This is a genomic window from Planctomycetota bacterium, assembly GCA_035384565.1.
Lineage (GTDB): Bacteria > Planctomycetota > PUPC01 > DSUN01 > DSUN01 > DAOOIT01.
Map to the genome: position 1 here is coordinate 47,654 of DAOOIT010000025.1, position 22,810 is coordinate 70,463.

General features: G+C 67.4%; 19 protein-coding genes. 6 read left to right on the top strand and 13 right to left on the bottom strand.

Going from position 1 to position 22,810, the window contains the following annotated elements:
* Positions 1-41: 41 nt before the first annotated feature.
* The 9 genes from PLE19_11140 to PLE19_11180 form a co-directional block, all read right to left on the bottom strand.
* On the bottom strand, positions 42-1,100 hold the full coding sequence (locus tag PLE19_11140) for a uroporphyrinogen decarboxylase family protein (protein ID HPD15499.1): 1,059 nt from the start codon (positions 1,098-1,100) through the stop codon (positions 42-44).
* Between the two features lie 81 nt (positions 1,101-1,181).
* A complete protein-coding gene (locus PLE19_11145; GenBank protein ID HPD15500.1) occupies positions 1,182-2,111 on the bottom strand; it encodes an NAD-dependent epimerase/dehydratase family protein in 930 nt (309 codons plus the stop codon).
* An 82-nt stretch (positions 2,112-2,193) separates the two neighbouring features.
* Positions 2,194-3,279, bottom strand: a complete 1,086-nt coding sequence (locus tag PLE19_11150; GenBank protein ID HPD15501.1) for a Gfo/Idh/MocA family oxidoreductase — start codon at positions 3,277-3,279, stop codon at positions 2,194-2,196.
* A gap of 114 nt (positions 3,280-3,393) precedes the next feature.
* A complete protein-coding gene (gene gyrB / locus PLE19_11155) occupies positions 3,394-5,811 on the bottom strand; it encodes a DNA topoisomerase (ATP-hydrolyzing) subunit B (protein HPD15502.1) in 2,418 nt (805 codons plus the stop codon).
* 1 nt (position 5,812) lies between these two features.
* Positions 5,813-6,130: a DUF721 domain-containing protein gene (locus PLE19_11160; GenBank protein ID HPD15503.1), complete on the bottom strand. Its 318-nt coding sequence runs from the start codon at positions 6,128-6,130 to the stop codon at positions 5,813-5,815.
* Positions 6,127-7,224, bottom strand: coding sequence for a DNA polymerase III subunit beta (gene dnaN / locus PLE19_11165; GenBank protein ID HPD15504.1), 1,098 nt, complete (start codon positions 7,222-7,224; stop codon positions 6,127-6,129). The genes PLE19_11160 and dnaN overlap by 4 nt, the downstream gene beginning before the upstream one ends.
* 364 nt (positions 7,225-7,588) lie before the next feature.
* A complete protein-coding gene (gene dnaA / locus PLE19_11170; GenBank protein ID HPD15505.1) occupies positions 7,589-9,076 on the bottom strand; it encodes a chromosomal replication initiator protein DnaA in 1,488 nt (495 codons plus the stop codon).
* A gap of 388 nt (positions 9,077-9,464) precedes the next feature.
* The gene (locus tag PLE19_11175; protein HPD15506.1) at positions 9,465-9,758 is read right to left on the bottom strand and encodes a hypothetical protein; all 294 of its coding nucleotides are present in this window, start codon (positions 9,756-9,758) and stop codon (positions 9,465-9,467) included.
* Positions 9,755-11,482: a glycosyltransferase family 39 protein gene (locus PLE19_11180; GenBank protein HPD15507.1), complete on the bottom strand. Its 1,728-nt coding sequence runs from the start codon at positions 11,480-11,482 to the stop codon at positions 9,755-9,757. Before PLE19_11180 ends, PLE19_11175 begins: the two co-directional genes overlap by 4 nt.
* 315 nt (positions 11,483-11,797) lie before the next feature.
* On the opposite strand from PLE19_11180, the gene PLE19_11185 reads away from it, so the two are divergent.
* Positions 11,798-12,670 (top strand): amidohydrolase family protein, encoded by an 873-nt coding sequence (locus PLE19_11185; GenBank protein ID HPD15508.1) that lies wholly within the window; start codon positions 11,798-11,800, stop codon positions 12,668-12,670.
* Between the two features lie 49 nt (positions 12,671-12,719).
* Here the strand turns inward: PLE19_11185 and dgt are convergent, their stop codons facing one another.
* Both dgt and PLE19_11195 read right to left on the bottom strand, forming a co-directional pair.
* Positions 12,720-13,904 (bottom strand): dNTP triphosphohydrolase, encoded by a 1,185-nt coding sequence (gene dgt, locus PLE19_11190; protein ID HPD15509.1) that lies wholly within the window; start codon positions 13,902-13,904, stop codon positions 12,720-12,722.
* Positions 13,905-13,932: 28 nt separating this feature from the next.
* Positions 13,933-14,586, bottom strand: a complete 654-nt coding sequence (locus tag PLE19_11195; protein HPD15510.1) for a nucleoside 2-deoxyribosyltransferase — start codon at positions 14,584-14,586, stop codon at positions 13,933-13,935.
* 245 nt (positions 14,587-14,831) lie between these two features.
* Between PLE19_11195 and PLE19_11200 the strand changes: the two genes are divergently transcribed.
* Positions 14,832-16,064 (top strand): Gfo/Idh/MocA family oxidoreductase, encoded by a 1,233-nt coding sequence (locus PLE19_11200; protein ID HPD15511.1) that lies wholly within the window; start codon positions 14,832-14,834, stop codon positions 16,062-16,064.
* A gap of 141 nt (positions 16,065-16,205) precedes the next feature.
* On the opposite strand, the gene PLE19_11205 is transcribed toward PLE19_11200, so the two are convergent.
* A complete protein-coding gene (locus tag PLE19_11205; GenBank protein HPD15512.1) occupies positions 16,206-17,747 on the bottom strand; it encodes a sugar isomerase in 1,542 nt (513 codons plus the stop codon).
* Positions 17,748-17,918: 171 nt separating this feature from the next.
* Here PLE19_11205 and PLE19_11210 point away from each other — a divergent pair, with 171 nt between their 5' ends.
* The 4 genes from PLE19_11210 (at position 17,919) to PLE19_11225 (ending at position 19,585) form a co-directional block, all read left to right on the top strand.
* Entirely contained in the window at positions 17,919-18,095 is a 177-nt protein-coding gene (locus PLE19_11210; GenBank protein HPD15513.1) for a hypothetical protein, read from the top strand.
* Between the two features lie 54 nt (positions 18,096-18,149).
* On the top strand, positions 18,150-18,491 hold the full coding sequence (locus PLE19_11215) for a hypothetical protein (protein ID HPD15514.1): 342 nt from the start codon (positions 18,150-18,152) through the stop codon (positions 18,489-18,491).
* Between the two features lie 128 nt (positions 18,492-18,619).
* Positions 18,620-18,811, top strand: coding sequence for a hypothetical protein (locus PLE19_11220; GenBank protein HPD15515.1), 192 nt, complete (start codon positions 18,620-18,622; stop codon positions 18,809-18,811).
* Between the two features lie 120 nt (positions 18,812-18,931).
* Positions 18,932-19,585, top strand: coding sequence for a carbohydrate-binding family 9-like protein (locus tag PLE19_11225; protein HPD15516.1), 654 nt, complete (start codon positions 18,932-18,934; stop codon positions 19,583-19,585).
* 9 nt (positions 19,586-19,594) lie between these two features.
* On the opposite strand, the gene PLE19_11230 is transcribed toward PLE19_11225, so the two are convergent.
* On the bottom strand, positions 19,595-22,690 hold the full coding sequence (locus PLE19_11230; protein HPD15517.1) for a DUF5107 domain-containing protein: 3,096 nt from the start codon (positions 22,688-22,690) through the stop codon (positions 19,595-19,597).
* Positions 22,691-22,810: the final 120 nt, after the last annotated feature.

Genomic DNA, 22,810 nt, shown 5'->3' on the forward strand with positions numbered 1-22,810 from the left:
GATCGGGGGAACCTTCTTCCCCAAGAAGGTTCCCCCGCTCTTCATCTCTTGGCATAGGCGTCGGCCACCCGCACCATCGCCATGAAGTTGCGCGCGGCGTGTTCGCCGTAGGTGCCGGACGAGGTGCCGCCGAGCATGAAGCCGTCGGGCCCGGCCTGCTCGAGCCGCGCCTCGGCGAGGCCGCACACCTCGCGCTCGGGCAGCTTGTCGAGCACCTCCATGTCGTCGAGGTTGCCCACGATGCAGGTGCGGCCGTCCAGGCGGCGTTTGGCCTCGGCCAGGTCGCAGTCGCCCCAGGGAGGCGCCTCGAAAGGGTCCATCGAGTCGATCCCCAGGTCCGCCAGCGGCTCGAGGAAGCGCATGATCGGCCCGTGGTTGTGGTAGTGCACCACGGCCCCGTGGCGGTGCATGATCTCGATCTGCTGCGTGTCGAAAGGGGCGAGGAGCCTGGGGACGGCCGCCGGCCCGAGTTGCACGGTGACGTACTCGCCGCCGATGATGCGGAAGGCGTCCACGCCCGCTCCGCAGGCGGCCTCCACGAAGGCGTCGAGCCGCGCGGAGGCCACGCGGCACATCTCGACGAAGAGGTCGGGCGCGTCGGCCCACAGCAGGCAGAAGTCCTCGGGCGACAGCACGGTGGCCGGCCAGCAGACGGCGTTGCACACGCCGGAGCACACGAGGGCCTCGTCGCCGTACTGGGCCCTTGTGGCGTGGAACGCCGCGAAATCGGCCTTCAGCGGCTCGTAGGGCACCGAGAGCAGCTTCTCGACGTCGGCGGCCGATTTGCAGGGGAACTCGATGGTGGCCGAGGTGACGGCCGTGCGCTGGTGGCGCGAGCGGAGGTCGCCGGCCGGCGTGTGGTAGATCGTGGTGGTGAGCGTGCCGTCGGCGGTCGTCTCGGTGGCCGTTTCGGAGACGAGGCGCGCGCCGCAGAACGAGAAGCCGCCGCCCCAGGCCTCGATCCACAGGTCGCAGGCCGCCACCAGTTCGCGCCCCAGGGCGCTGTCGGGCGCGATGCGGCCGAAGCCCCAGGGCGACACGGGCACGCGGTCCGGCCGCCCGCCGCGAATCGCACACAGCATTCGTTCGCGCGAGGTCAAGGCCGGTCTCCTGTCGCAAGAGTCTCTGAGGGGAGGCTGGGAGGGGAACTCTCTGCGAGAGAGTTCCCCTCCCGCTCCCGCTCATTTTCCAAACCCGTCGCGCTTCTCCCATTGGGTGGGGTGGTCGAGGGGGTGTTCGCGGGCCAGCACGGAGCGTGCGATGCGGCGGAGGCCCTCGTCGAGGCTGGTCTTGGGCGGGCCGAGGAGGCGGGCCATCTCGCTCGCGTCGCCGAGCAGGCTGGTCCCCTTCGGGGTGCCCTTGAACGTCGGCTTTCGGCCCATGAGCTCGCCGAGGCGCTCGGCGATGTCGCGCACCGCATAGGTCTCGGGGCTGGTGAGGTTCAGCACCTTCGGCGGCACGCTGGCCACCTGCCACGAGGCGATCATCGCGTCCATCAGGTCGTCGAGCCAGATGCAGTTCACGCGTTCGGTCGTGAGGTCCACCGGCTCGCCGTCGCGTATCTGGCGGGCGATGTCGGTGGGCACGCCGAACTCCTCGTGGTAGCCGTAGAAGATGCGCTGGAGCACGGCCGGCGTCTGGTTGCGGCGGCTGAAGTAGTCCACCATCCACTCGCCGCCGAGGCGGGTCATGGCATAGAGGCTGGGCGGGCGGGGCGGCGTGGCCTCGGAGGCCGGCTCGGCCGCGTCGGCGTAGACGTTGCCGCTGGAGGCGAAGAGGAAGGCCCGCGTGCCGGCGAAGTGCTCCATCGCGCGGCCGACGGCGCGGACGTTGATCTCGACGGTGGCTTCGGCGTCGGCCTCGGAGCCGAACTTCAGCGCCGCCTCGTGGAACACCGCGTCGTAGTCGTTCGGAATGCCGTGGAAGGCGGCGGGGCAGGTGACGTCGGTGGTGAAGCAGCGCACGCCCAGGGCCTCGAGCCGCTCGCGCTGGCCCGGTTTGCCGAAGCGGGCGAGGGCGTGCACCTCGTTGCCCAGGCCCACGAGCTTGGGCACCAGGTGTTTGCCGATCTTGCCGGTGCCGCCCACGACCATCACGCGTTTGCCGGTCATCATCGGATCCCCCGATCGTTCGTAGTGCGGGCTTCAGCCCGTTCTTGCAGATGCGGCCTGAAGGCCGCACTACAAACAAGTGTCATGGGCGCCCGCCTCGCCACAGGTCGTAGGGCTTGGCGGCGCGGGTGCGGAAGGGGAGCTTGACCTTGCGGCCCGCGGCCGCCGAGCGATAGGCGGCGAAGAGAACCTCGAGCACGGCGCGCCCGTCCTCGCCCGTCTCCAGCGGCTCCAGGTCGTCGGCCACGCAGTTCACGAAATGCTCCATCTCCTGCGGAAAGCCGTAGTTCCAGGCCTCCTCGTAGATGGTGAAGGACCAGCCCTTCGTGGCCCCGGCCTTCTCGACGGCGTAATCGTAGCCGCCGGCCGAGTAGGTGAGAATGGCGTTGCCCTGGAGCAGGTTGGCGTAGGCCACGCCAGCCGAGCCGTAGACCTCGGCCCGGTCGTCCATGCCGCCGGGCTTGGTCCAGCTCTCCTCGGCCACGCAGGTGACGCCGCCCTCGAAGTTCAGGACCAGCAGGGCGTTGTCGTCCCCGCGGGTCCTCTTGCCGTGCACGTAGGTGCCCATCTCGGCATAGACGTCGAGGACGCGCGGCTTGCCGAGCATCCAGCGGAAGAACTCGATGGCGTGGCAGCCCATGTCCATCGCCACACCGCCGCCGGAGCGCTCGACGTCCCAGAAGTGCGGCGCGTGCGGCCCGTCGTGCTTCTCGCTCTGCTTGAGGAGCGTGAGCTTGCCCAGCGCCCCGTCGTCCGCGAGCTTCTTGAGGCGGACGTACTTGGGTGCGAAGCAGAGCTCCTCGGCGTACATGAGCTTGACGCCCGCCTTGCGGCAGGCGGCGATCATGCGGTCGGCTTCGGCCAGGTTCAGACACAGGGGCTTCTCGCACACCACGTGCTTGCCGGCGGCAGCGGCGTGGCAGGTGATCTGGCAATGCACATCGTTGGGGGCGCCGATCACCACCAGGTCCACCTCGGGCATTTCGAGCATCCGGCGGTAATCGGTGAATGCGTGCGGGATGCCGTGGGCTCTGGCGAAGGCGACGGCGTGGCCGGGCGTGGGCGAGGCCACGGCGGCCAGCCGGGCCCGCGGCACGCGCTTGAGCGCCTCCGCGTGGATCGTCGAGACGAACTGCGAGCCGACTAGGCCGACGCCGACGGGGGTCATGGGTGGCGCCTTCCGTATGGGCAGTATGGACGCAACGGACACCGTGGACAGGGTAGCGCCGGGCCGTCCGCCACGTCCGCAGCGTTCACCATGTCCACCTGGACCAGAACCGGGTCACACATCCAGATTGGTCGCCTCGAGGGCGTGGTGCTCGATGAATTCGCGGCGGGGCTGGACGGCGTTGCCCATGAGCAGGCTGAAGAGGCGGTCGGCCTCCACGGCGTCCTCGAGGCGCACGCGGAGCAGGGTGCGGCTCTCGGGGCTCATGGTGGTGACGCCGAGCTGGTCGGGGTTCATTTCGCCCAGGCCCTTGTAGCGCTGAATCTGGATGCCTTTTTCGCCCACGGTGCGGATGCCGGGCGCGATCTCGCTGATGCTCTTGAGCTCGAGGGCGTCGTTCTCGTAGCTGAGGCGGTACTTGGGCGGCGCGTCGGGGTCGGGGTCGGGAAAGTAATCGGCCACGGGGAAGCCGCGGCGTTCCAGGCTCGAGAGGGTCTTCTCGATATCGCGGCTCTCGTGAAGCTCGGTGATGGTGAGCGAGCCGTTGAGGACGGCTTCGCCATCCTCGACCTCTTCGTCGTCGCGCTCGGCGGCGAGGCGGCCGGCGATGAGCCGGGCCTCTTCCTCGGAGTGGGCGAAGTGGTGCTCGCCGGCGACGTGGACGCGGAAGATGGGGAGCTTGCCGTCCTGCTCGCGGCGGTTGGCGAGGAGGGTCTCGAGGGTGATGCCGTGCTTGCGGAGTGTGCGCTCGTGGTCTTCCATCTCGAGGAGCAGGCCGACCAGCTCGCGCAGGGCGCTGCCGCTGAAGGTGGCGCCGTCGCTGACGGCGGTGAGGGTGGTGCCGTCGAGACCGAGCTCGATCAGCGCGGCGCGGAAGTCCTCGTCGGTGAGGTAGTACTGCTCGCGGTTCTTGCGGCGCACCCGGTAGAGGGGCGGCTGGGCGAGGTAGACGTAGCCGTCGCGGATCAGCTCCTGCATGTGGCGGAAGAAGAAGGTGAGCAGCAGGGTGCGGATGTGGGCGCCATCCACGTCGGCATCGGTCATGATGATGACCTTGCCGTAGCGGCGCTTGGCGACGTCGAACTCGTCGGCTCCGATGCCGGTGCCGAGGGCGAGGATGAGGGTCTGGATTTCGGCGTGGCTGAGCATCTTGGCGATGCGGGCCTTCTCGACGTTGAGGATCTTGCCCTGAAGGGGCAGGATGGCCTGGAACATGGCGTCGCGGCACTGCTTGGCGTTGCCGCCGGCGCTTTGGCCCTCGACGATGAAGAGCTCGGTGGTCTCGACGTCGCGGCTCGAGCAGTCGGCGAGCTTGGTGGGCAGGCTGCCGCTGGAGAGGGCGCTCTTGCGGCGCGTGAGGTCGCGGGCCTTTCGGGCGCTCTCGCGGGCCTCGGCGGCGACCACCGCCTTGTCCACGATGGCCCGCGCGGTCTTGGGGTTCTCCTCGAAGTAGGTGCCGAGATTGGCGTTGACGACCGCCTCGACAATGCCCTGGACCTCGCGGTTGCCGAGCTTGGTCTTGGTCTGGCCCTCGAACTGCGGGTCGGGGACCTTGACGTTGATCACGGCGGTGAGGCCCTCGCGCACGTCCTCGCCCTGGGGCGCGTTGTCGCCCTTGAGCAGGTTGTGGGCCTTGGCATAGGCGTTGATGGTGCGCGTGAGGGCCGAGCGGAAGCCGTAGAGGTGGGTGCCGCCTTCGATCGTGTTGATGTTGTTCACGAAGGAGAAGACGTTCTCGTTGTAGCCGTCGTTGTATTGCATGGCGACTTCAACGATGATCCCGCTCTCTTCTTTCTCGAAGAAGACGACGTCCTTGTGGATGGCGTCCTTGCCCTCGTTGAGGTGCTGGACGAAGGCGGCGATGCCGCCCTCGTACTGATAGTCGCGCTGCTTATCGCTGCGCTCGTCGCGGAGGGTGATGCGGATGCCGCGGTTGAGGAAGGCCAGTTCGCGCATTCGGTTGGCAATCGTGTCGAAGTGGAAGGTGGTGTCGGCGAAGATCTCCCTGTCCGGCTTGAACGTGATCGCGGTGCCGCTGCTCTTGCTCTTGCCGATCACCTTGAGTTCGGTCACCGTCTTGCCGCGCTCGTAGCGCTGGTGGTGGACTTCGCCGCCGCGCCGCACCTCGACGGCGAGCCACTCGCTCAGGGCGTTCACCACAGTAACGCCTACCCCGTGGAGGCCGCCCGAGACCTTGTAGGTGTGGTGGTCGAACTTGCCGCCGGCGTGGAGCATGGTCATGATGACCTCGACGGCGGGCTTCTTCTCCGTCGGATGCAGGTCCACGGGGATGCCGCGGCCGTTGTCGGCGATCGTCACACTGCCATCGGCGTTGATCTGGACGTTGATCTCGGTGCAGAAGCCGGCCATGGCCTCGTCAATCGAGTTGGCGACCACCTCCTCGATGAGGTGGTGGAGACCTCGCATGCCCGTGTCGCCGATGTACATGGCCGGCCGGCGTCGAACCCCTTCGATTCCGGGAAGCACCTTGATCTTGCTCGCATCATAGGTCGAGTCCTGCGTGTCCGTCATACTACCTCCTGGGCATCGCCGAGGGGCGAAACACGATGTCGAGAACCCGTGTGCCCGGCACCCTCGAACGCAACTCCCTCAGCAGTTCCGTCTTGTGGAACGTCTGCAACTCGTGCAGGTGGGCGGCGGAGTCGACGTCCACGTACAGCTTGTGGTGGGCGAACCCTGCCACCCGCGTGTGCGGGAGAATACCCGGGCCGACGATTTCCTCCCAGGCTCCGTAGAGTTCAAGGTGCTTCAATCGGTTGGTGAGGCCCTTGCACTCCAGGAAGCTGTTCAGAATCTCCCCCAGCCGTTGTGGTCCCGCTGGCTTCTTCATTCGCGGCTGACCGGCATGACCACGTAGAGGAAATCCTTCCCCGCGCGGAACAGCCCGGCGCTCCCGGCGTCCCGGAACTCGAGTCGCACACTCTCCTCCTCCAACACCCGCAGGAACTCGGTGAGGAACTCCGGGTTGAAGCTGATGTCCACCTTCTCGTCTTTATACTCGATGGGCAGGCTGATGCGCGCCTCGCCAGCCTCCGGCGCGGAAGAGCGGACCTCAAGGGTATTCTTGGAGAAACACAGTTGCACGGTGCTGGAGTCGGGGCTCGTAACCAGCGCCGCGCGTCGCACGGCCGAGTGGAGTCGTTCGCGATCGAGGTCCACCTTCTTGTCGTGATCCTTTGGGATCACGCTCTCATAAGGCGGGAAGTGGCCCTCGACGAGACGCGAGGAGACAACCGCCTGCTGGGTGCGCGCCACGACCTGGGTCTCACTCACATTGATCCGAACCTTCTCATCGCCATCGTTCAGCACCTTGATGATCTGGTCCAGCGCCTTCGTGGGGACAATCAACGACTCATTCGTCCCGGCGGGGTTCTTGGCCTTCTTTTCGATGTGGGCCAGGCGCCGGCCATCAGTGGCCACCATTTCCACTTTGCTCGGCTTGATCACCAGGAGCACGCCATTGAGTGCATAGCGGTGCTTGCCCTTGTGCGCCGAGAAGGAGGTCTTGGTCACCATTTCGACGAATTCCTTACGGTCGAACTCATAGGCCTTCCCTTCATCAAAGGTAGGCAGCTCGGGGAACTCCTCGACAACCTCGGTCGGCAGACGGAATTCGCTGTCCGTCGTCGTGATCAGGCAGTGTCCATCCTCGCTCTTGATCTCAAGAGCCTCCTCTGCGGTCTCACGCAGAATCGAGGCCACTCGGGCCTGCGGCACCGCGATGGTTCCCTCCTCGATCACCTCGCCGCCCTGAATCTGAAGGCGAATGCCGATCTCGAGATCTGTCGCCTGAAGCTCAATCTGGCCTTCCTTGGCGCAGAGCAATACATCAGCCAGAATGGGCCTCGTAGGCCGCTGTTGCACCACGCTGCCGACCAGTTGAAATGCCGTGTGAAGCGGCGCCGTCTGGCACTTGATCTTCATCGGGTCTGAGCCTCCTGCTAAGGCTGGGGTTTCCCTCGCATCAGGGTAGCTGCGGAGGGCAGGTTCTTCCTCTTAATGTAGTCATTTGACAAAGAAAAGCAAATGTTAAATGAGGCTGTGAGCATGTGAACAGATCGTTGAAGCAGCGTTATAAGGGCTTGATGCACTGACACTTATGTTAAGTGCATCAGTGTTGATAGCTGTGGGTAGATGGCTGACTGGTAGCGAGTGGGTCGTTGTGTCTGGTGAGGTTGCGCACACGGCCAAGTACAAACCGACTGGACTTGTGGATAGAGGAAGGAAATGGCTCACCAAAGACACAGAAACTACCCCCTACCTATCCACTGCTCAGGACGGGTGGTCATCACCGTTTGGAGCGGAGTTGGGTGGTCAGATGCTCAATGGAACCGGCCACAGATGGCCGCGTCTCAATGAGTTCGCGCACCCGGTCACAGGCGTGCATGACAGTGGTGTGGTCCCTGCCCCCAAAGTAGCCGCCGATCTCCTCGAGTGAGTGGCGCGTGAGGGTCCGAGCGAGATACATGGCGATCTGACGCGGCTGAGCGACAGACTGCGTTCGTTTCTTCGACTGGAGTTCCGAAAGCTTGACCTGGAAGTGTACGGTGACCGCCTTGATGACATCGTCCATGGTGATGGCCGCTGCAATGTGGTCCACGGAGTCGCGGAGCGCGTCGCGGGCAAGCTGGACATCAATGGGCTTGTTCATCAACGAGGAGAAGGCGAGCACTTTGGTGACGGCGCCTTCGAGATCGCGTACGCTCGAGTCGATATTCTCGGCGATGAAGTGGAGGACGTCGTCCGGCAGGGCGCGGCCGCGATGCTGGGCCTTCGTGCGCAGGATGGCGAGACGCATCTCATAGGAGGGCGCATCAATACGGGCGACGAGGCCCCATTTGAACCGCGAAACCAGCCGTTCTTCGAGTTTCGTCAACTCCTGCGGGGGACAGTCGCTCGAGAGCACGATCTGCTTGCCTGAGTTATAAAGGGCATTGAACGTGTGGAAGAACTCCTCCTGCGTCACCTCGCGCGCGCCCTTGCACAGGAAGTGGATATCGTCAATCAGCAGGACGTCCTTGTTGCGGTAGATCTCCCGGAATTTCTCGCGCTCGTTGTTCTGCACGGAGGCGATGAAATGGTTCATGAAGTTCTCGCACGACAGGTACAGCAGGTTCAGCTCAGGCCTGTGTGCGAGCAGGTGGTGGGTGATGGCCTGGATCAGGTGGGTCTTACCGAGCCCCACGCCGCCGTGAAGAAAGAAGGGATTGTAGGCCTGCCCCGGATTCTCGGCAATCGCCAGAGCCGCTGCGTGCGCCACCGCGTTTGAGGTGCCGGCCACAAAGGTATCAAAGACATATTGCTTGTTCAGCCGCGCAGCCCAGTCAACAGGGTAGTACCGGCGCGGCTCAGGGCGCGACGTGAGAACCGGGGACGCGGAACGCGGCTCTGGCCCGGGCGGAGGTTCCACCTGGGCAGAGGCGGGCGTCTCGTGGACGACGAACTCCACCGCCGGGCGCTGGCCTGTCACCGTGAGCACCGCGCGCTGGATCGTGTCGGTGTAGTGCCGCCGTAGCCACTGGTGATAGAAGGAGTTCGGCACCCGCAGCGTGACCGCCTGGGGCGACAGGTCGGTCATCTCGATGCTTCGAAACCAGGTGTCGAATTGCTGGGAACGGACGTTTCGCTGGATTTCCTGGAGAATCGCAGGCCAGAGGGCTTCCTGTGGCATAAGTGCGCCGCCTTTCCCTGCACGGGTTTTCCACAGGCTACCCACAGCGTTCGGCAGGCAGAACCGCAGATGCAAGCCGTGAGCTGCCGCGCTCCCAGCCTTCATCTCCTCCACGCGATCGGTGCCCCATCTGGCAACGTAAGCCAATTACAGCAAGCGACTTACGGTGACAGGTTCAGGAATGGGCTCTCAGGACGGTCCGCAGAGGTCCGGGCTGCTTCAATGCCTTCGCGAACACTGCTCTCAGGTAGCAGATAGTCTTTTGCACACGCACGGCTGCGCCCGTAGGCGCAACGGGCGCTGATCCTAGCGCGCGAGAGAAAAATGTCAATCCCCGGTCGGGGCAAATCCGGTAGCGAGCCCCGGCGACCCAGCCCACTTTGTTGAGAAAGGGCAAGAACTCTGCAAGAAAACAATGAGACGAAATTTGGCGGCAGAGCGGCGCACCCACGCGTTACCCACACAATGCGCACAGGGCTGCCGGCGGCGCTTCTTAGCGCGCCTTGCGCGCGTCCGCGCCGCGGCCCTTCTTCCGACGCTTCGAGGGTGCGGGTTCCTCCGCACGCGGGGCCGCGCCCCGCACACGAGCCGTCAGAAACTGCCAGCCGTGTGAGATCACATAGAGAAGGCTCAGAAGAAACGCGAACGACGCCACCCCCGTGTCGGCATAGGGCACCAGATGCCGCGCGGCGCCCGTCACTGGGTCCGGCCCGAGCCAGAACGCGTCGAGCAGAAACAGCGCCACCACGGCGAGCGAGAGCGTGAACTTGGCGTTCCACAGCTTCACAACTCGCCTCCTGGCGGGCCTTTGCGGTTCGGCGCGGGCCGCGGGCCTTGCGGCAGCGCGCGCTCGAGGAGCCGCACCGCCTCCTCCAGCAGCCGGCGATTCTCCTGCCAGTCGCCCCGCTGCGCCGCCTCGAGCGACGCCTTGTCGAGCGCGCGCGCGCGCGACACGTCCAGGCCGCGGGCCTCGGCCTCGCGCATCAGCGCGTGCAGCCGTTCCACGATCTGCCGCGGCTCGCCCTTGGCCTTCGGCGCGAAGCCAGGGAAGTCCTCCTTCGGCATCGGCATGAAGGGCTCTTCGCCCTTCGGCAGGGGGCCAAACGGCTCGCCTGGCCCGTCCTTGCCTCTCGGCACTGGGCCAATGGGGCGCCCCAGACCCGGCCGCGGCCCCGGCCCCGTGCCGCGGGGCTCGCCGAGGAACTGCACGAAGAACTCGCCCGCTACGCCCAGGCTCACAGCCGCGACGGCCGCCAGGCCCGCATAGCGCGCCGCCCGCGGCAGGCGCATCAGCAGCGCGGCCGCGCCAATGGCCAGCGGGGCCAGCATCGGCGAGAGCTTCCGGCTCATGAACTGGAAGCTGTCCCCGCGAATCGTCCGATAGCACAGGTAAACGCCCAGGAACAGCCCAAGCCACAGGCCGAGGAAGAGGGCCGGGCGCAGCCGCCTCCGCTCCATCAGCAACAGCCCGGCCGGCGCCAGCAGCAGAACCGGGTAGCCCGCCAGAAGCCGCGTGAGGCCCACCGTGAGCGTGTAGCCCTGCGACATGAACCCGCGGGCCTCGCCCAGGAACAGATGCCGAAGCGAGAAGACCGCCTCGGCATCCCATAGTGCAAAGTACTTCGCCGTCGGCTGCCCGTCGAGCAGCGACAGCGCGCCGCCCGTCTCCCGCGCCAGCCGATACTGGTAGCCGCTGCCCAGGAGCTGCCCCGTCGTGGCATAGTTGTACCACAGCAGCGGCACCAGCCCGATGGCCATGCCCGCCACCACCGCGGCCACCCGACCCCAGCCGAATGGCTCTTGCGGCTCGGCCGCCCCCTCGCCGCGGTGCGCCCGGGCCAGCTCCCGATAGCGGAGCAGGAACAGCCCGGCCTCGTAGGCGACGATCGCCAGGAATGCGATCGCGTTCGTGTTGCGGAAGAACACGCTCAGCGCCAGCATCGCCCCCGCGATGGCGCACAGCCCCGGGCAGCGCTTGCGCCGCGCCGCGAAGTACAGCCCCAGCCCCGCCGTCGCCCACACGAAGTAATCGAAGTCGCTCATGTACACGCGGTAGAGCGTCGTCAGAAAGGTCGGATTCACGATGAGCAGCAGCGACGCCAGCACCGCCGTCTCGGCCGGCTCCTCGAGCTGCCGCCGCACAAACCAGTAGACGAACCCCACCACGCCGAAGGCCAGGAACACATTGGTCCACCGGTCCAGCCCCACCCTGTGGAACGCCGCCAGCAGCGCGTAGTGCCCCGGCGACCGCTCGCGGATGAAGCCCAGCGGCGACCGCACGCCCATCACCATCTGCGGCCCCACCTTCGCCGTGTCGGGCAGCGGAATCTTCGCCAGCTCGCGTGCCTCGGCCTCCGTCATCACCACCTTCCCGCGGGCGAAGGCATGCATCCCGTAGAAGAAATCGTCGTCGTCCGGCTCGATCATCCGGAATGGCAGCGCCATCGCCACGGCGCACGCGGCAGCGAGCACGGCCAGCGGAATCAGCACAGGAGGAAGCCGTCGAGACATGACACAACCTTTCCGGGCTGGGGCCCCTGGCCAATTGGTCCGACTGGTCCGACCTGTGCCAACGCGCCGGCCCGTCCGCCCGAATTATAGGCCGCCCCCGGGCCCCGATCAAGCTCACTGCCTCACGCCACTGGCCATTGCAGGCGTGCGCGATTGTCGCGCTTTCGCGCGGAAGCGCGACAATCACACCGCCCGCGCCCGCCCGCGCCCATTCCTGACCGCCCAACCCCAACACCGATCACCTATCCCGCACCCCTCATTGACACCCGCTGCGCCCGGCGCTACCATCGTCCTCGCGCAGAGGAGTGACCGCTGATGATAGACGTCCACGCCCATATCGGCCGCACGGGCAGGCGCCGCACCGACACGCTCTCTGCCCAGCAACTCGTCGCCAAGATGGATGCCTGGGGCATCGCTCAGGCCTGCGTCCTGCCCCTCCACGACAACCCCGAGGGCTGGTATCTCGGGAACACGACCGAGGAGGTCATCGCCGCCTGCGAGCGGCACCCCGGCCGCCTCATCCCCTTCTGCCTCATTGACCCGCGCTTTGGCGACAACAGCCCGACGAGCGACTTCCGCGACCTGTTGACCGAATATAAAGAGCGCGGCTGCCGCGGGATCGGCGAGTTCCTGCCCAATCTTCTGTTCGACGACCCCCTCTGCCTCAACCTCTACACCCAGGCGGGCGAGGCGGGCCTCCCCGTCCTCTTCGACATGATGCCCCAACTCGGCGGCATGTACGGCGTCGTGGATGAGCCTGGCTTGCCACGCCTTGAGCGCGCCCTCCGCGAGTCGCCCCACACGATTTTCATCGGCCACGGCCCCGCCTTCTGGGCCGATATCTCGGGCGACGTGCGGCCCGGACAGCGCGGCGGCTACCCCAAAGGCCCCGTCGCCCCAGGCGGAGCCGTCCCCCGCCTGATGGAGCAGTATGCGAATCTCTGGGCCGACCTTTCGGCGGGCAGCGGCCACAATGCCCTCACCCGCGACCGCGCCTTCGGCATCGAGTTTCTCAACCGCTTCAAGGACAAGCTCCTCTTCGGCACCGACGTCCTGCGCCACGACCAGACCGAGGCCGACATCCCCATCGTCGGCCTCCTGCGCCGCCTCCTGGCCGAAGGCCGCCTCCCCCCCGCCGCCCACGCCAAGATCGCCCGCGACAATGCTGTGAGGCTGCTGGGTGTGTGACTGCGGGAGGGCGAAGCAAACGCGGGCCGATCGGTCGTTGTGGGGAGAATCAGACCGTGCTTCGGGGGAAGAATAGCTCTTCGAAGGCCGATACGAAGAAGGAATCAGTCATCCCTGCGACAAAGTCCAAGGCCAGTTGCTCCGGCCTCTCCTCGCGCCATGTCCGGACATCGCGCACGAGGAACTCGCTCAAGACCTGCAGACACCACGGTCGTGCCTGGTCGGGGAAGAGATCGCCATCCTGCCTGTTCCCTGCGGCCGCGAGCAAGCTGGTGAGCTCATCAAACATGAATCGCATGGCCTTGTCAATCTGTCGGAAGCGCTGTGTGACGGTCTCGCTTCTGTAGATGCGCTCCCTGCTGAACTCGTAGAGAGCGTTCAGGGCCTCATGGACGGAGGCGCCAACGCTGATGCGGTCATGGTCACGGCTGTTCGTCACAATGTCCCTGACGAGGTTGGCGATGATGCTCTTGTTCCGTGTCCCGAGTGTCCGGCGGACCACCTTCGGCAGCTCGCCCTCAGCCACGAGCTTCTCCGCATACGCATCCTCAAGGTCCCTGCCGATATAACCCACCTTGTCGGCCCAACGGACGACGCAGCCTTCCAGCGTGGCCGGTCTGTCTTCACCTCGGCGGATGGACTCCAGACATTCGGGTTGTTTCTGCCTGTCCGGCTCCAGCGTCTGCTCGAAGCCCTCGCCATAGTGGCACGCGATCCCGTCTCGGACGGCAAAGGTCAGGTTCAGACCGCGGTGCTCATCGTAGGGGGAGTCGAGCAGGTCAACGACGCGCAGGCTCTGGAGTTCGTGCGAGAAGCCGGGCAGGCCCGCCTTTCGAGCCAACTCGTCGAGGCACCGTTCGCCCTTATGGCCGAAGGGCGCGTGTCCTACGTCGTGCCCGGCCGCGATGGCGGAGACCAAGTCGGTGTTGAGGAGCAGGGCGCGTGCGATCGTGTTCGCCACGGATGCGACGTGGAGGCTGTGTTCAAGCCGCGTACAGAGGTGGTCGTTTCGGGGAGAGATGAACACCTGGGTCTTGTGGCGCAAGCGGCGGAAGGCCCGCGAGTGGATGATCCGCGTGTAATCCCTCTCAAAGTCGGTACGGAAATCGTCTGGTGTGCAGGGGAACCTGCGCCCGGCGACACGGCGGTCGGCCGTCTTGGCTGCGACAGATCTGAGGACCCTTGCCTCAAGCCGCTCCCGCTCTTCCCTGGGGCACGAATCGGCGTGCGCCATGATCTCCCCTCAAGCGGAGCCTTGAGCTTCACGTAGCGACAACATGCCGGGTGTCTGGCTTGTGTGTGGCCACTTCCTCGGCCAGGACCGCGGCGATGTTAGCGATTCTGTCGCGGCTGTTGGCGGCAGCCCAGATTCTACCCCCCAGGTCGAGATACTGGGCGATCTGGTGGAGTCTTCGCCTGCTCCGCGTCGTGCGCGTTTCCTTCTGTGACGCGGCTCTCTTCACTGCTGTAACGACTTCCTGCGCGCCGCGGCACAACTGGAAATCGAACAGCCCCGTGACTAGCGGGTTGTCTTGTCCCAGGAACACCGAACGCGAATCCGACTTGTAGCCGACCATGATCTTGCCGTAACACCACGCGATCGCGGCCTCCGAGACCGCGCCTTCGTCGGGCACGCGGCCGTTGAGGTTCACAACGATGGCTTGGCACTTCTCAATAACCTGGTAGACGTCGAGAGCGAAGATGGCTTTTGCGGTGACGTCGCCCGCCTTGGCGTGCTCGACTCCCAGGGCAACCAGTTCATGGACCACCTTGGTCAGTTCGAGCCCGTCCCGTTGCGGCAAGAACGTCTCGAGCCCTGCACACTCGAGCGCATGAGCCAGTTCGCGCATCTCGTCCTGTTCCTTGGCGTTGAACAGAGGACCGGCGCAGTACACGCGAATCGTTTCTCTTGCCATGGCGAAACCCCACAATCGGGGAACGGTTACGGGGAGTGTTGCCCCCACTCACTCGTGTCGGTATACTACCAGATGGTGGAGCGCGCGTCAATAGTAGGTTCGCCCGGCCGAGGGCGTCTGCTGGTGACCGCGCGAGCGAGTTGGGGCAATGGCGCACGGGGACTGCCGACATGGCCAGAAACGTCGTGTCACGTCGGAGCCTTCTGAGGACGGCAACAACGGGAGCACTTGCCGCGCCGTGGGTCATGCATGCCTCGGCCCTCGGCGCGGAGGGCCGGCCGGCCCCCAGCGACCGGGTGAATGTGGGGTGCATCGGGGTCGGGGGGCGCGGGTCGAGCAACATGCAGACGTTCCTCCATGCGAGCCAGGTGGTGGCCGTGTGCGACCCGCAGGAGGCCCGCCGCGACGCCGCCCGCTCGACCGCCGAACGCCACTATTCGGAGCTGATGGCGAAGGGCAGCTACAAGGGCTGCGCCACCTACAACGATTTCCGCGAGCTTCTGAACTGCGACGATGTGGACGCCGTCTCGATCTGCACGCCGGACCACTGGCACGCGGTGATGTGCATCGCGGCGGCGAAGGCGGGGAAGGATGTGTTCTGCGAGAAGCCGCTCTCGCTGACCATCGCGGAAGGGCGCGCCATCTGCAACGCGATGAAACGCTATGGCCGCGTCTTTCAGCACGGCACCCAGCGGCGGAGCGAGGGGCTGTTCGCCCTCGCCTGCGAACTCGTCCGCAACGGGCGGATCGGCGAGCTGAAGCAGGTCCGCGTCTCCTCCGAGCCGAGCCATCCCGCGCCCAATGAGCCGCCGGCCCCCGTGCCGCAGGGCTTCGACTACGACCTGTGGCTCGGCCCCGCCCCCTTCGTGCCCTACTCGCCCCGCCGCGTGCGGACGCCGCACTGGTACTGGATCAGCGATTACACGCTCGGCTTCATCTCGGGCCAGGGCGTGCACTTCACCGACATTGCGCAGTGGGGAATGGACGCCGACGCGACCGGTCCCGTGGAGATCGAGGGCCGGGGCGTGATCCCGCGCGACGGAATGACCGACACGGCGGTGGAGTGGCACGTGGAGATGACCTATGCCAACGGGCTGAAGCTCGTCTACGACGACCATCGCGCCTTCCCGATGGGCGTGATCTTCGAGGGCACCGAGGGCAGGGTGAATGCCCTGTGCAGCGGCATCTCCACAGAGCCGAAGTCACTGATGTCCAGCGTCATCCGCCCGCACGAGACCATCCTGCGGCGTCCGCTGAGCCACATCCCCGATTTCATTCAGTGCGTGAGGACACGGGAGGTGACGGCGGCGCCGGTTGAGGCAGCGCACCGGGCGACGAGCCTGTGCCACCTCGCCCAGATCGCGATTCTCGCAGGCGGGAGAAGGCTCCGCTGGGACCCCGCCGCCGAACGCTTCCCCGACGATCCTGCCGCCAACGCCCACCTCTCCAAGCCCCTCCGCGCCCCGTGGCGGCTGTAGAAGCGGAACTGGGGAGGGACTTCTTGGGAAGAAGTCGCTCCCCAGACCCCTCTCAAGAACCTGCAAGTGGAAGTTCTTTGGAGGTTGGGGGTGGGGGAAGGAACCTTTCTCGAAAGAAAGGTTCCTTCCCCCGCATCGCCATCAGCCCAGGTCTTCCCAGGCGATGGTGGTGCGGCGGAGGGCGTAGCCGATCTCGCGGCGATAGTCGCCATAGCCGGTCATCCAGTGGAAGCCGGGCATCTTCTCGGCCACGAGCTGCGCGTCGGGCTTGAACTGCACGTCAATCTGGCAGCGGCAGATGGGCAGGAACGGGGCGTCCACGATCTCGGCGGCGAGGCCCACCCAGCGCTTGGCCTCAAAGTCGGGCAGGATGTTCGTGACCTTCTGCCCCTTGGGCATCTCGACCTTGGGGGAGGCGCCATAGTCGGACTCGAAGTGGGTGACGAGGCGGACGGGGTCGAGGGTCTTGCCGTTGCACTTGCGCGGGCCGGTGCAGTGGGCGATCGTGATGATGTTGTGGTGCGGGTAAGTCGGGTCGTTGAGGAACGTGGGCAGGCCCGTGATGCCGTTGAGCAGCATCCCCGAGGGCACGACCACGAAGTCCGATTCGCAGAAGGCGTTGTACCCCGCGTCGTTGAGCAGGCACAGGGTAAGGCAGGCGGTGGTCTGGGCCATGGGCATGATAGTGCCCATGCAGGAGTTGATGGTGATGTGGCGGGTCTCGAACTTGGCCATGAGGCCGCGGAAGACCTGCTCGAGGAGGAAGCAGTTCTCGACGAACTCGGGCTTGGTCTCGAGCGTCACGCCTTCGGCCTTGACGTAGGCAGCGGCGCGCTCCCTGGCGAGCTTCGTCGCCGTCTCGTCGGCGCGGGCGGCCTGGATGAGCTTGGCGAGTTCGGGGTAGGGGACGTCCTGGATGTCGAGCTTGAAGCGGTCCTTGGCCAGGGCGGGAGCTTTGCCGTGGGCCCAGCCGCTGGCGCCGCCGATGGTGACGATGCGCGCGCCCATGGTGTTCTTGAGGCCGCACAGGCCGCGGAGGCGCCAGAGCATCTCGTCGGGCACGTCCACGACCACGTCGTTGTCATTCACGGTCTTCTGGGCCAGGCGGTCGGAGTGGGCGCGGAGGTAGCGGGGGCTGAGGATTTCGTACCAGAGGTAGACGGGGCCGCTCTTGTGGCGGAGGAAGAAGAGGCAGGGCTTGCCGGTCTTCACGATGGCGTCGAGCGCGCCGCCGCCGGCCGCATAGATGATGAAGGCGTCGGCCTTGGCCAGGTCGTCGAGCTTGGCCACCTCGCCGGCCCCGCGGACGGCTGCGACGGGCAGGAAGGTGAGCGGGAAGTCGGCCGCGGCGCGCAGCTTGTCCAGCTCGCCCTGGATGCGGCCGACCTCTTCGGCGGCCTGTGCCTGCGTCTCGATACCGCCCCAGGAGCGCCAGCTCGTCTGGGGCCGCCGCGTGGGCGTCTCGTAGGTGAGGATGGGCTTGACGACGAGCGGCAGGCGCGGCGGCGCGGGGGCGCCGGCAGCGACCGCGGCCTCCGCCGCCTTCACGAGCGAGTAGGATAGGCCCAGCAGCGCGCCGGCACCCGCCGCCTCGAAGAAACGCCGACGCGAGAGCCCCCCGCCGTCGCAGGGACAGCACCGCGGACGGGGCGGCTTGGCGGGGAAATCGCGGTTTTCTTTCACGGCCCGGCCTCCTATACGATGGACGAAGCTCCCCCTCTGGTCACTGTGTAGCACGAACCTCCCCGCAAGTCAACACCCCGCGCGGTTGATTCTGCGCGCCACTTGTGTCATCATAGGGATACGACAGCCCCGGGGCGGTCTCGGGGCTCGGAACACGAAGGAGGAGTGGCTATGGCACACAGGCGCGTCGTGGTCGTGGGCGCCGCCGTGGTGCTGGCCGCGTGCTGCCTGGGCGCGTGGGCCGCCGAGACGCCCGTCTCGGGGCCCCAGGTCGGCGAGGGAACGCCGACCTTCAACGTCCAGGACGTCACCGGCCTCGCCAAGGGCGGCCAAGTCTGCTATGTCTGACGCTACGGAGGGCGTCCGACGCTCGTCGTCTTCGGGCGGGCGCTGGACAGCCGCTTGACCGGTCTGGTCAAGGCGATTGACAAGTTCGTGGCCGACAACAAGGAGAAGCGGGCCGCCGCTTACGTGGTGCTGCTGGCCGAGAACAACGCGGCGAACCAGGCGAAGCTCGCCGACCTCGCCAAGAACGAGGGCCTGAGCGTGCCGCTCACCGTGGCGGTGGACGGCGCGGCAGGGCCAGCGTCTTACAAGCTCCACGCCGAGGTCCCCATCACCGTGCTGGTGGCCAAGAAGAATAAGGTCGAGGCCAACTTCGCCCTGGCCGCCACGGCCGACGAAGAGGCCCAGAAGAAAGAGATCAGCAACATCCTGGCCGCGGCTGCCAAGGTGCTCGAGTAGCCGCCGCCGGCCCCCCTGTCGTTCCTGCACCGGGCAGTGCGGCCCACGCACTGCCCGGTGCGCCGTACGCGCGCTTGCGCGCGGGGAAGCCCCGGCTCATGATGGCGGAGGCATCGAGGAGCCGTGCCGTGAGCCCCATCCTCAAGCTCAACCACGACGACCCCGACAAAGAGCTGGCCTTCGAGCTGGACTTCCAGCTCTCGCTCACGACTCGCCAGCGCTTCCGGAGGATGATCCAGCGATCCGACGAGGTCAAGCGGATGTTGCTGCGCTATGGACATCAGGAACCTGTTGAGACTGTTAGACGAGAATGCCGTTGAGTACGTGGTGATCGGGGCTTCGGCCTTCCCCATGAAGTGAGCCGCGGACAGACCGAAGGACGCGAGGGACCTCCGAGTGCTTCTGGAGCTGAAGCGGCGCAGGGAAGAGAAGGGCCACACATGACCACAGCCATGGCTTCGGTGCGGCGGACGGCCGACTTCGAGGTGACGGGCGACGGGGCCGCGGGCGAGTGGGCCAGGGCCGACTGGCTGCCGCTCACGCCCGTGGGCGGAGGCTCGCCCTACCAGTCGCGGGCCAAGATGCTCTACTCGGACACAGGCCTCTATTTCCTCTTCGACTGCGAGGACCGCCGCCTGACGTGCACGATGACGCAGGACTTTGAAGACATCTACAAGGAGGACGTGGTCGAGGTGTTCCTGTGGCCTGACCCGCGGCAGGTGCTGTACTTCGAATACGAGATCTCGCCGCTGGGGGTCGAGCTGCCCATCCTGGTCCCCAACCAGGGCGGCGTGTTCATGGGCTGGCGGCCCTGGCATTACGAGGGGGCGCGGCAGGTGCGGCGGGCCACCGCCGTGCGCGGCGGCCCGAGGGCCTCGATGGCCACGATCGAGGGCTGGAGCGCCGAGTTCTTCATCCCCTTCGCCCTCCTGCGCGGCCTGGGCGGGGTGCCGCCCACGCGCGGCATGCTGTGGCACGGCAACCTCTATCGCATAGACTACGACGAGTCGCCCGCCACGCACTGGGCCTGGTCGCCCGCCTCGGGGGCCAACTTCCACAACTACCGCGGCTTCGGCACCCTGCGGTTCGAGTGAACGCGCCGGTCAGCCCAGAGCCTTGAGCAGCTCGGCCGCGCGGGCCTTGAACTCGGCCGTTGCGGCCTCGCGCGGCTGGGTCTCCCCTGCGGCCGCGGCGAGGAGGCGGCGGGCGCCCGAGGCGTCTCCGCCCTGCGCCGCGCACCAGCCGGCCCAGAAAAACGCATCGGCGTCGTCGGTCAGCGTGGGCCGGCCCACGGCCAGGTGGTGCGGGTAGTCGGCAGCGGCCTCGAAGTGCCCGCGGGCTTCGGCGAGGTGGCCGGCTTCCTTGGCGCGGTGGCCGAGGGCCATGTGGGCCTCTTTCCAGAGCACCCGCGGCCGGGCCTCGCCCTCCCAGGGCTTGAAGCGGCAGCCCGAGAGCAGGCGAATGGTCTCCTCGGGCCGCCCGGCGCGCAGGCAGGCGTCGGCCCAGCGGGCGAGCACCTGCCACTTGGCCTTCACGGCGTCGGGCGCGGACTCGAAGGCGGCGACCCGCTCGTCGTGGCGTCCCGACCCGGAGAGCACGCTGTCGCGCTCGAGCCACAGGCGCCAGGCGGCGGACTGGAGAGGTGTTGGGGGTTGGGGGTTCGGTGATGGAGGGGTGGAGGGGCGAGAAGACACGGCGTCGAGAGCGCGCGCGTAGGCGGCCAGGGCGTCGGAAGCGTTGTGCTGTTTGTGCCAGCGGTGGAGGCCCAGGTTGCGCCAGGCGAGGGCGGCGACCTCGCCGCCAGGCGCTGTGGGCGGCGTGTCCCCACGCCGCGTGCCGCGGGACGGGGGCGTCCCGCCCACAATCCGGGTGCAGCGGGTCCATTGCTCCACCGCCTCATCCCAGCGGCCGGCGGCGGCGAGGCAGTGGCCGAGGAGCAGATGGGCCAGCGCGTCGTCGGGCGCGAGGCGCAGAGCGGTGCGCAGGGCCTCGGCATCTTCGATGCGGTAGGGGTTGACGAACAGGGGCGAGCAGCGCGCGGCCTCGCGCGCCGCGGCCAGGGCCTCACCCGCGCGGCCCAGGCTCCACAGGGCGTGGGCGATGTGGTAGTGCAGCATCGCCTGGCGGGCGGGATCGGCCAGGCGGCAGGCCACGCCGCGCAGCCAGGCGGCCGCGGCCTCCCAGTCGCCGATGCGCGCGTAGTCGCAGGCGGCATCGAGGAAGGTCTGAGGATCGGACCCGAAGACTTCCCCGAGAGCACCATCCATTGCTGTGGGCGGCGTGTCCCCACGCCGCGGATCGCGGGACAAGGACGTCCCGCCCACAAGAGAGATGAGATAGCTCTCGCTCCAAAGGAGCGGCTCGAGGGGGTTCTCCTTCGCGCACTCATCGAGCAAGGCGCGGGCGCTGTCGAGCGCGCCGCCGCGGCGGGCCGCGTAGGCCGCGAGGGCCAGCACGCGGGCATCGTGCGGGTTGCGTTCGGAGGCGGTGGCCAAGAGGTCGAGTGCGGCCAGCGGGTCGCCGCGCCGCAGGGCGGCTTCGCCCAGCAGCGCCGCGGCGCTGGCGGCGTGGCGCGCGCTGCGACTCAGCGCGCCCAGGTTGGGCGCGATCTCGCCGCGCGCGTCGGCAAAACACGCGACGCTCAGCCACCACAGCGCGTCCTCGCACTGCGGGTCAACGCGCAGGGCCTTGTTCGCCCAGTCTCTTGCGGCGGCTGTCTCGCCCCGCTTGAGGTGGCACTGGGCGAGGCCGGCCAGGGCCGCTACGCAGGCGGGGTCGAGCGCGAGGGCCGCGCGATAGGCATCGGCCGCCTCAGCCAAATGGTTGCGCTCCTCGGCGTGGCGCGCGTGCAGCAGCCAACCGCCCGGGGTCGTAGGCTTGTCGTCGGGCGCTGGGTCGGGCAGGCCGATGTGCGGCGGCGCGGCGTCGAGTGCGGGCCGCACCGTGTCGCCCTCGAGCCGCAGCGTGACGGCCTCGCCGCCCAGCTCCACGGTCGCGGGCGCGTCGCCACGCAGCGCCACGCGCAGCGCGTGCGAGCCGCCCGGGGCCAGGTCGAGCCGCGCCATGGCCAGAGCCTGCCCTTCCTGCCGCACCGCGAGCAGCGCGCCATCCACCCGCGCGAGGGCCAACAGCCGCAGGGCCAGCTCGCCTCCCTCGCGCGCGGCGTTGAGCGCCACGTCGCGCGTGGCATGCACCACGCCGCCCAGGCCCCACACCGGTGCCCATGACTCCTCCCACGACTCGACCGCGCCGGGCGCGATCAAGCGGTGGACGCCCTGGTGGACGAAGCGGCCGCTCTGGAGCTCGACGTACGGCTCGCCGCGCGCATTGAGCAGCTCGGCCCACATCGCGCCGTGGCCGCCGTGGCCCCACGAGAACATCTTGCGGCCCGGCACCTCGAACCGCGAGGCATAGTGCACCAGGCCGCAGTCCAGCTCGTCGTAGTAACCGCCGAACCAGTCGGCGCGCAGGTCCTTCGCGAAAATGTCGCCGCCGCGCGTCAGGTTGGCGTAGCGGCTCAGGTCGCGGCCGTCGTGCATCGGGAAGCTGGCGTCGCGGTCGGCCCCGTACCACCACGAGAAGACCTTGGTGGCGGGGAGCAGCAGGCGGAAGTCGTCGCGGGCCGGCACCGCGGAGTTCGACCAGAAGTAGATGCGGTGGACGAACGGCGTGCGGTTGTGGAGGCGGATACGGGTGTGGAGGCGCCAGTCGTCGGGGCGCAGCGTGAGAGCCACGCTCCAGGCCATGCCCGTGAGGTGCTCGACCGCGCCCACGAACACCGTCGCCGCGCCGTCGGGCTCCTCGCGCGTCTGCCACGACACGCGGTCCACCGTGTTCACCGTGTGGCCGACGTGCGGGAAGTTGAACTCGATGCCGCCGGCCCACCAGGCGCCGCGCATGGCCACGAGGCCCAGCTTGAGCGGCTCGTTGCGAAAAAACACATCGCGGTCGTGCACCAGGTCGCGCAGCGACAGCAGGTGGCCGCCCAGCTCGGGCAGCACGGTGGCGCGCAGCAGGCCGTTGTCGAGCACCACGGCCTGGAACTCGCACTCGGCCATCTCGTCGGTCAGGTCGTCCTGCATCGGGTAGGGGTAAACCGGCCGCGCCCCCACCCGCAGCAGCGGCGGGAACGGGTCCTCGTGGAAGCGGGTGATGGCCAGCTTCATCGGCGCCACGCGCACGGACGCTTTGCCTGACAAGGACGGCACTCCTAAACGGCAGCGGGAAGGGGCGTTCGAGTTGCCCGCTCATCATCCATGCCGGCAGGCGTTTGTCAAGGCGAGGGGCTTGCGCGGGGCGCGCCCGGCGCGGTAGAATGC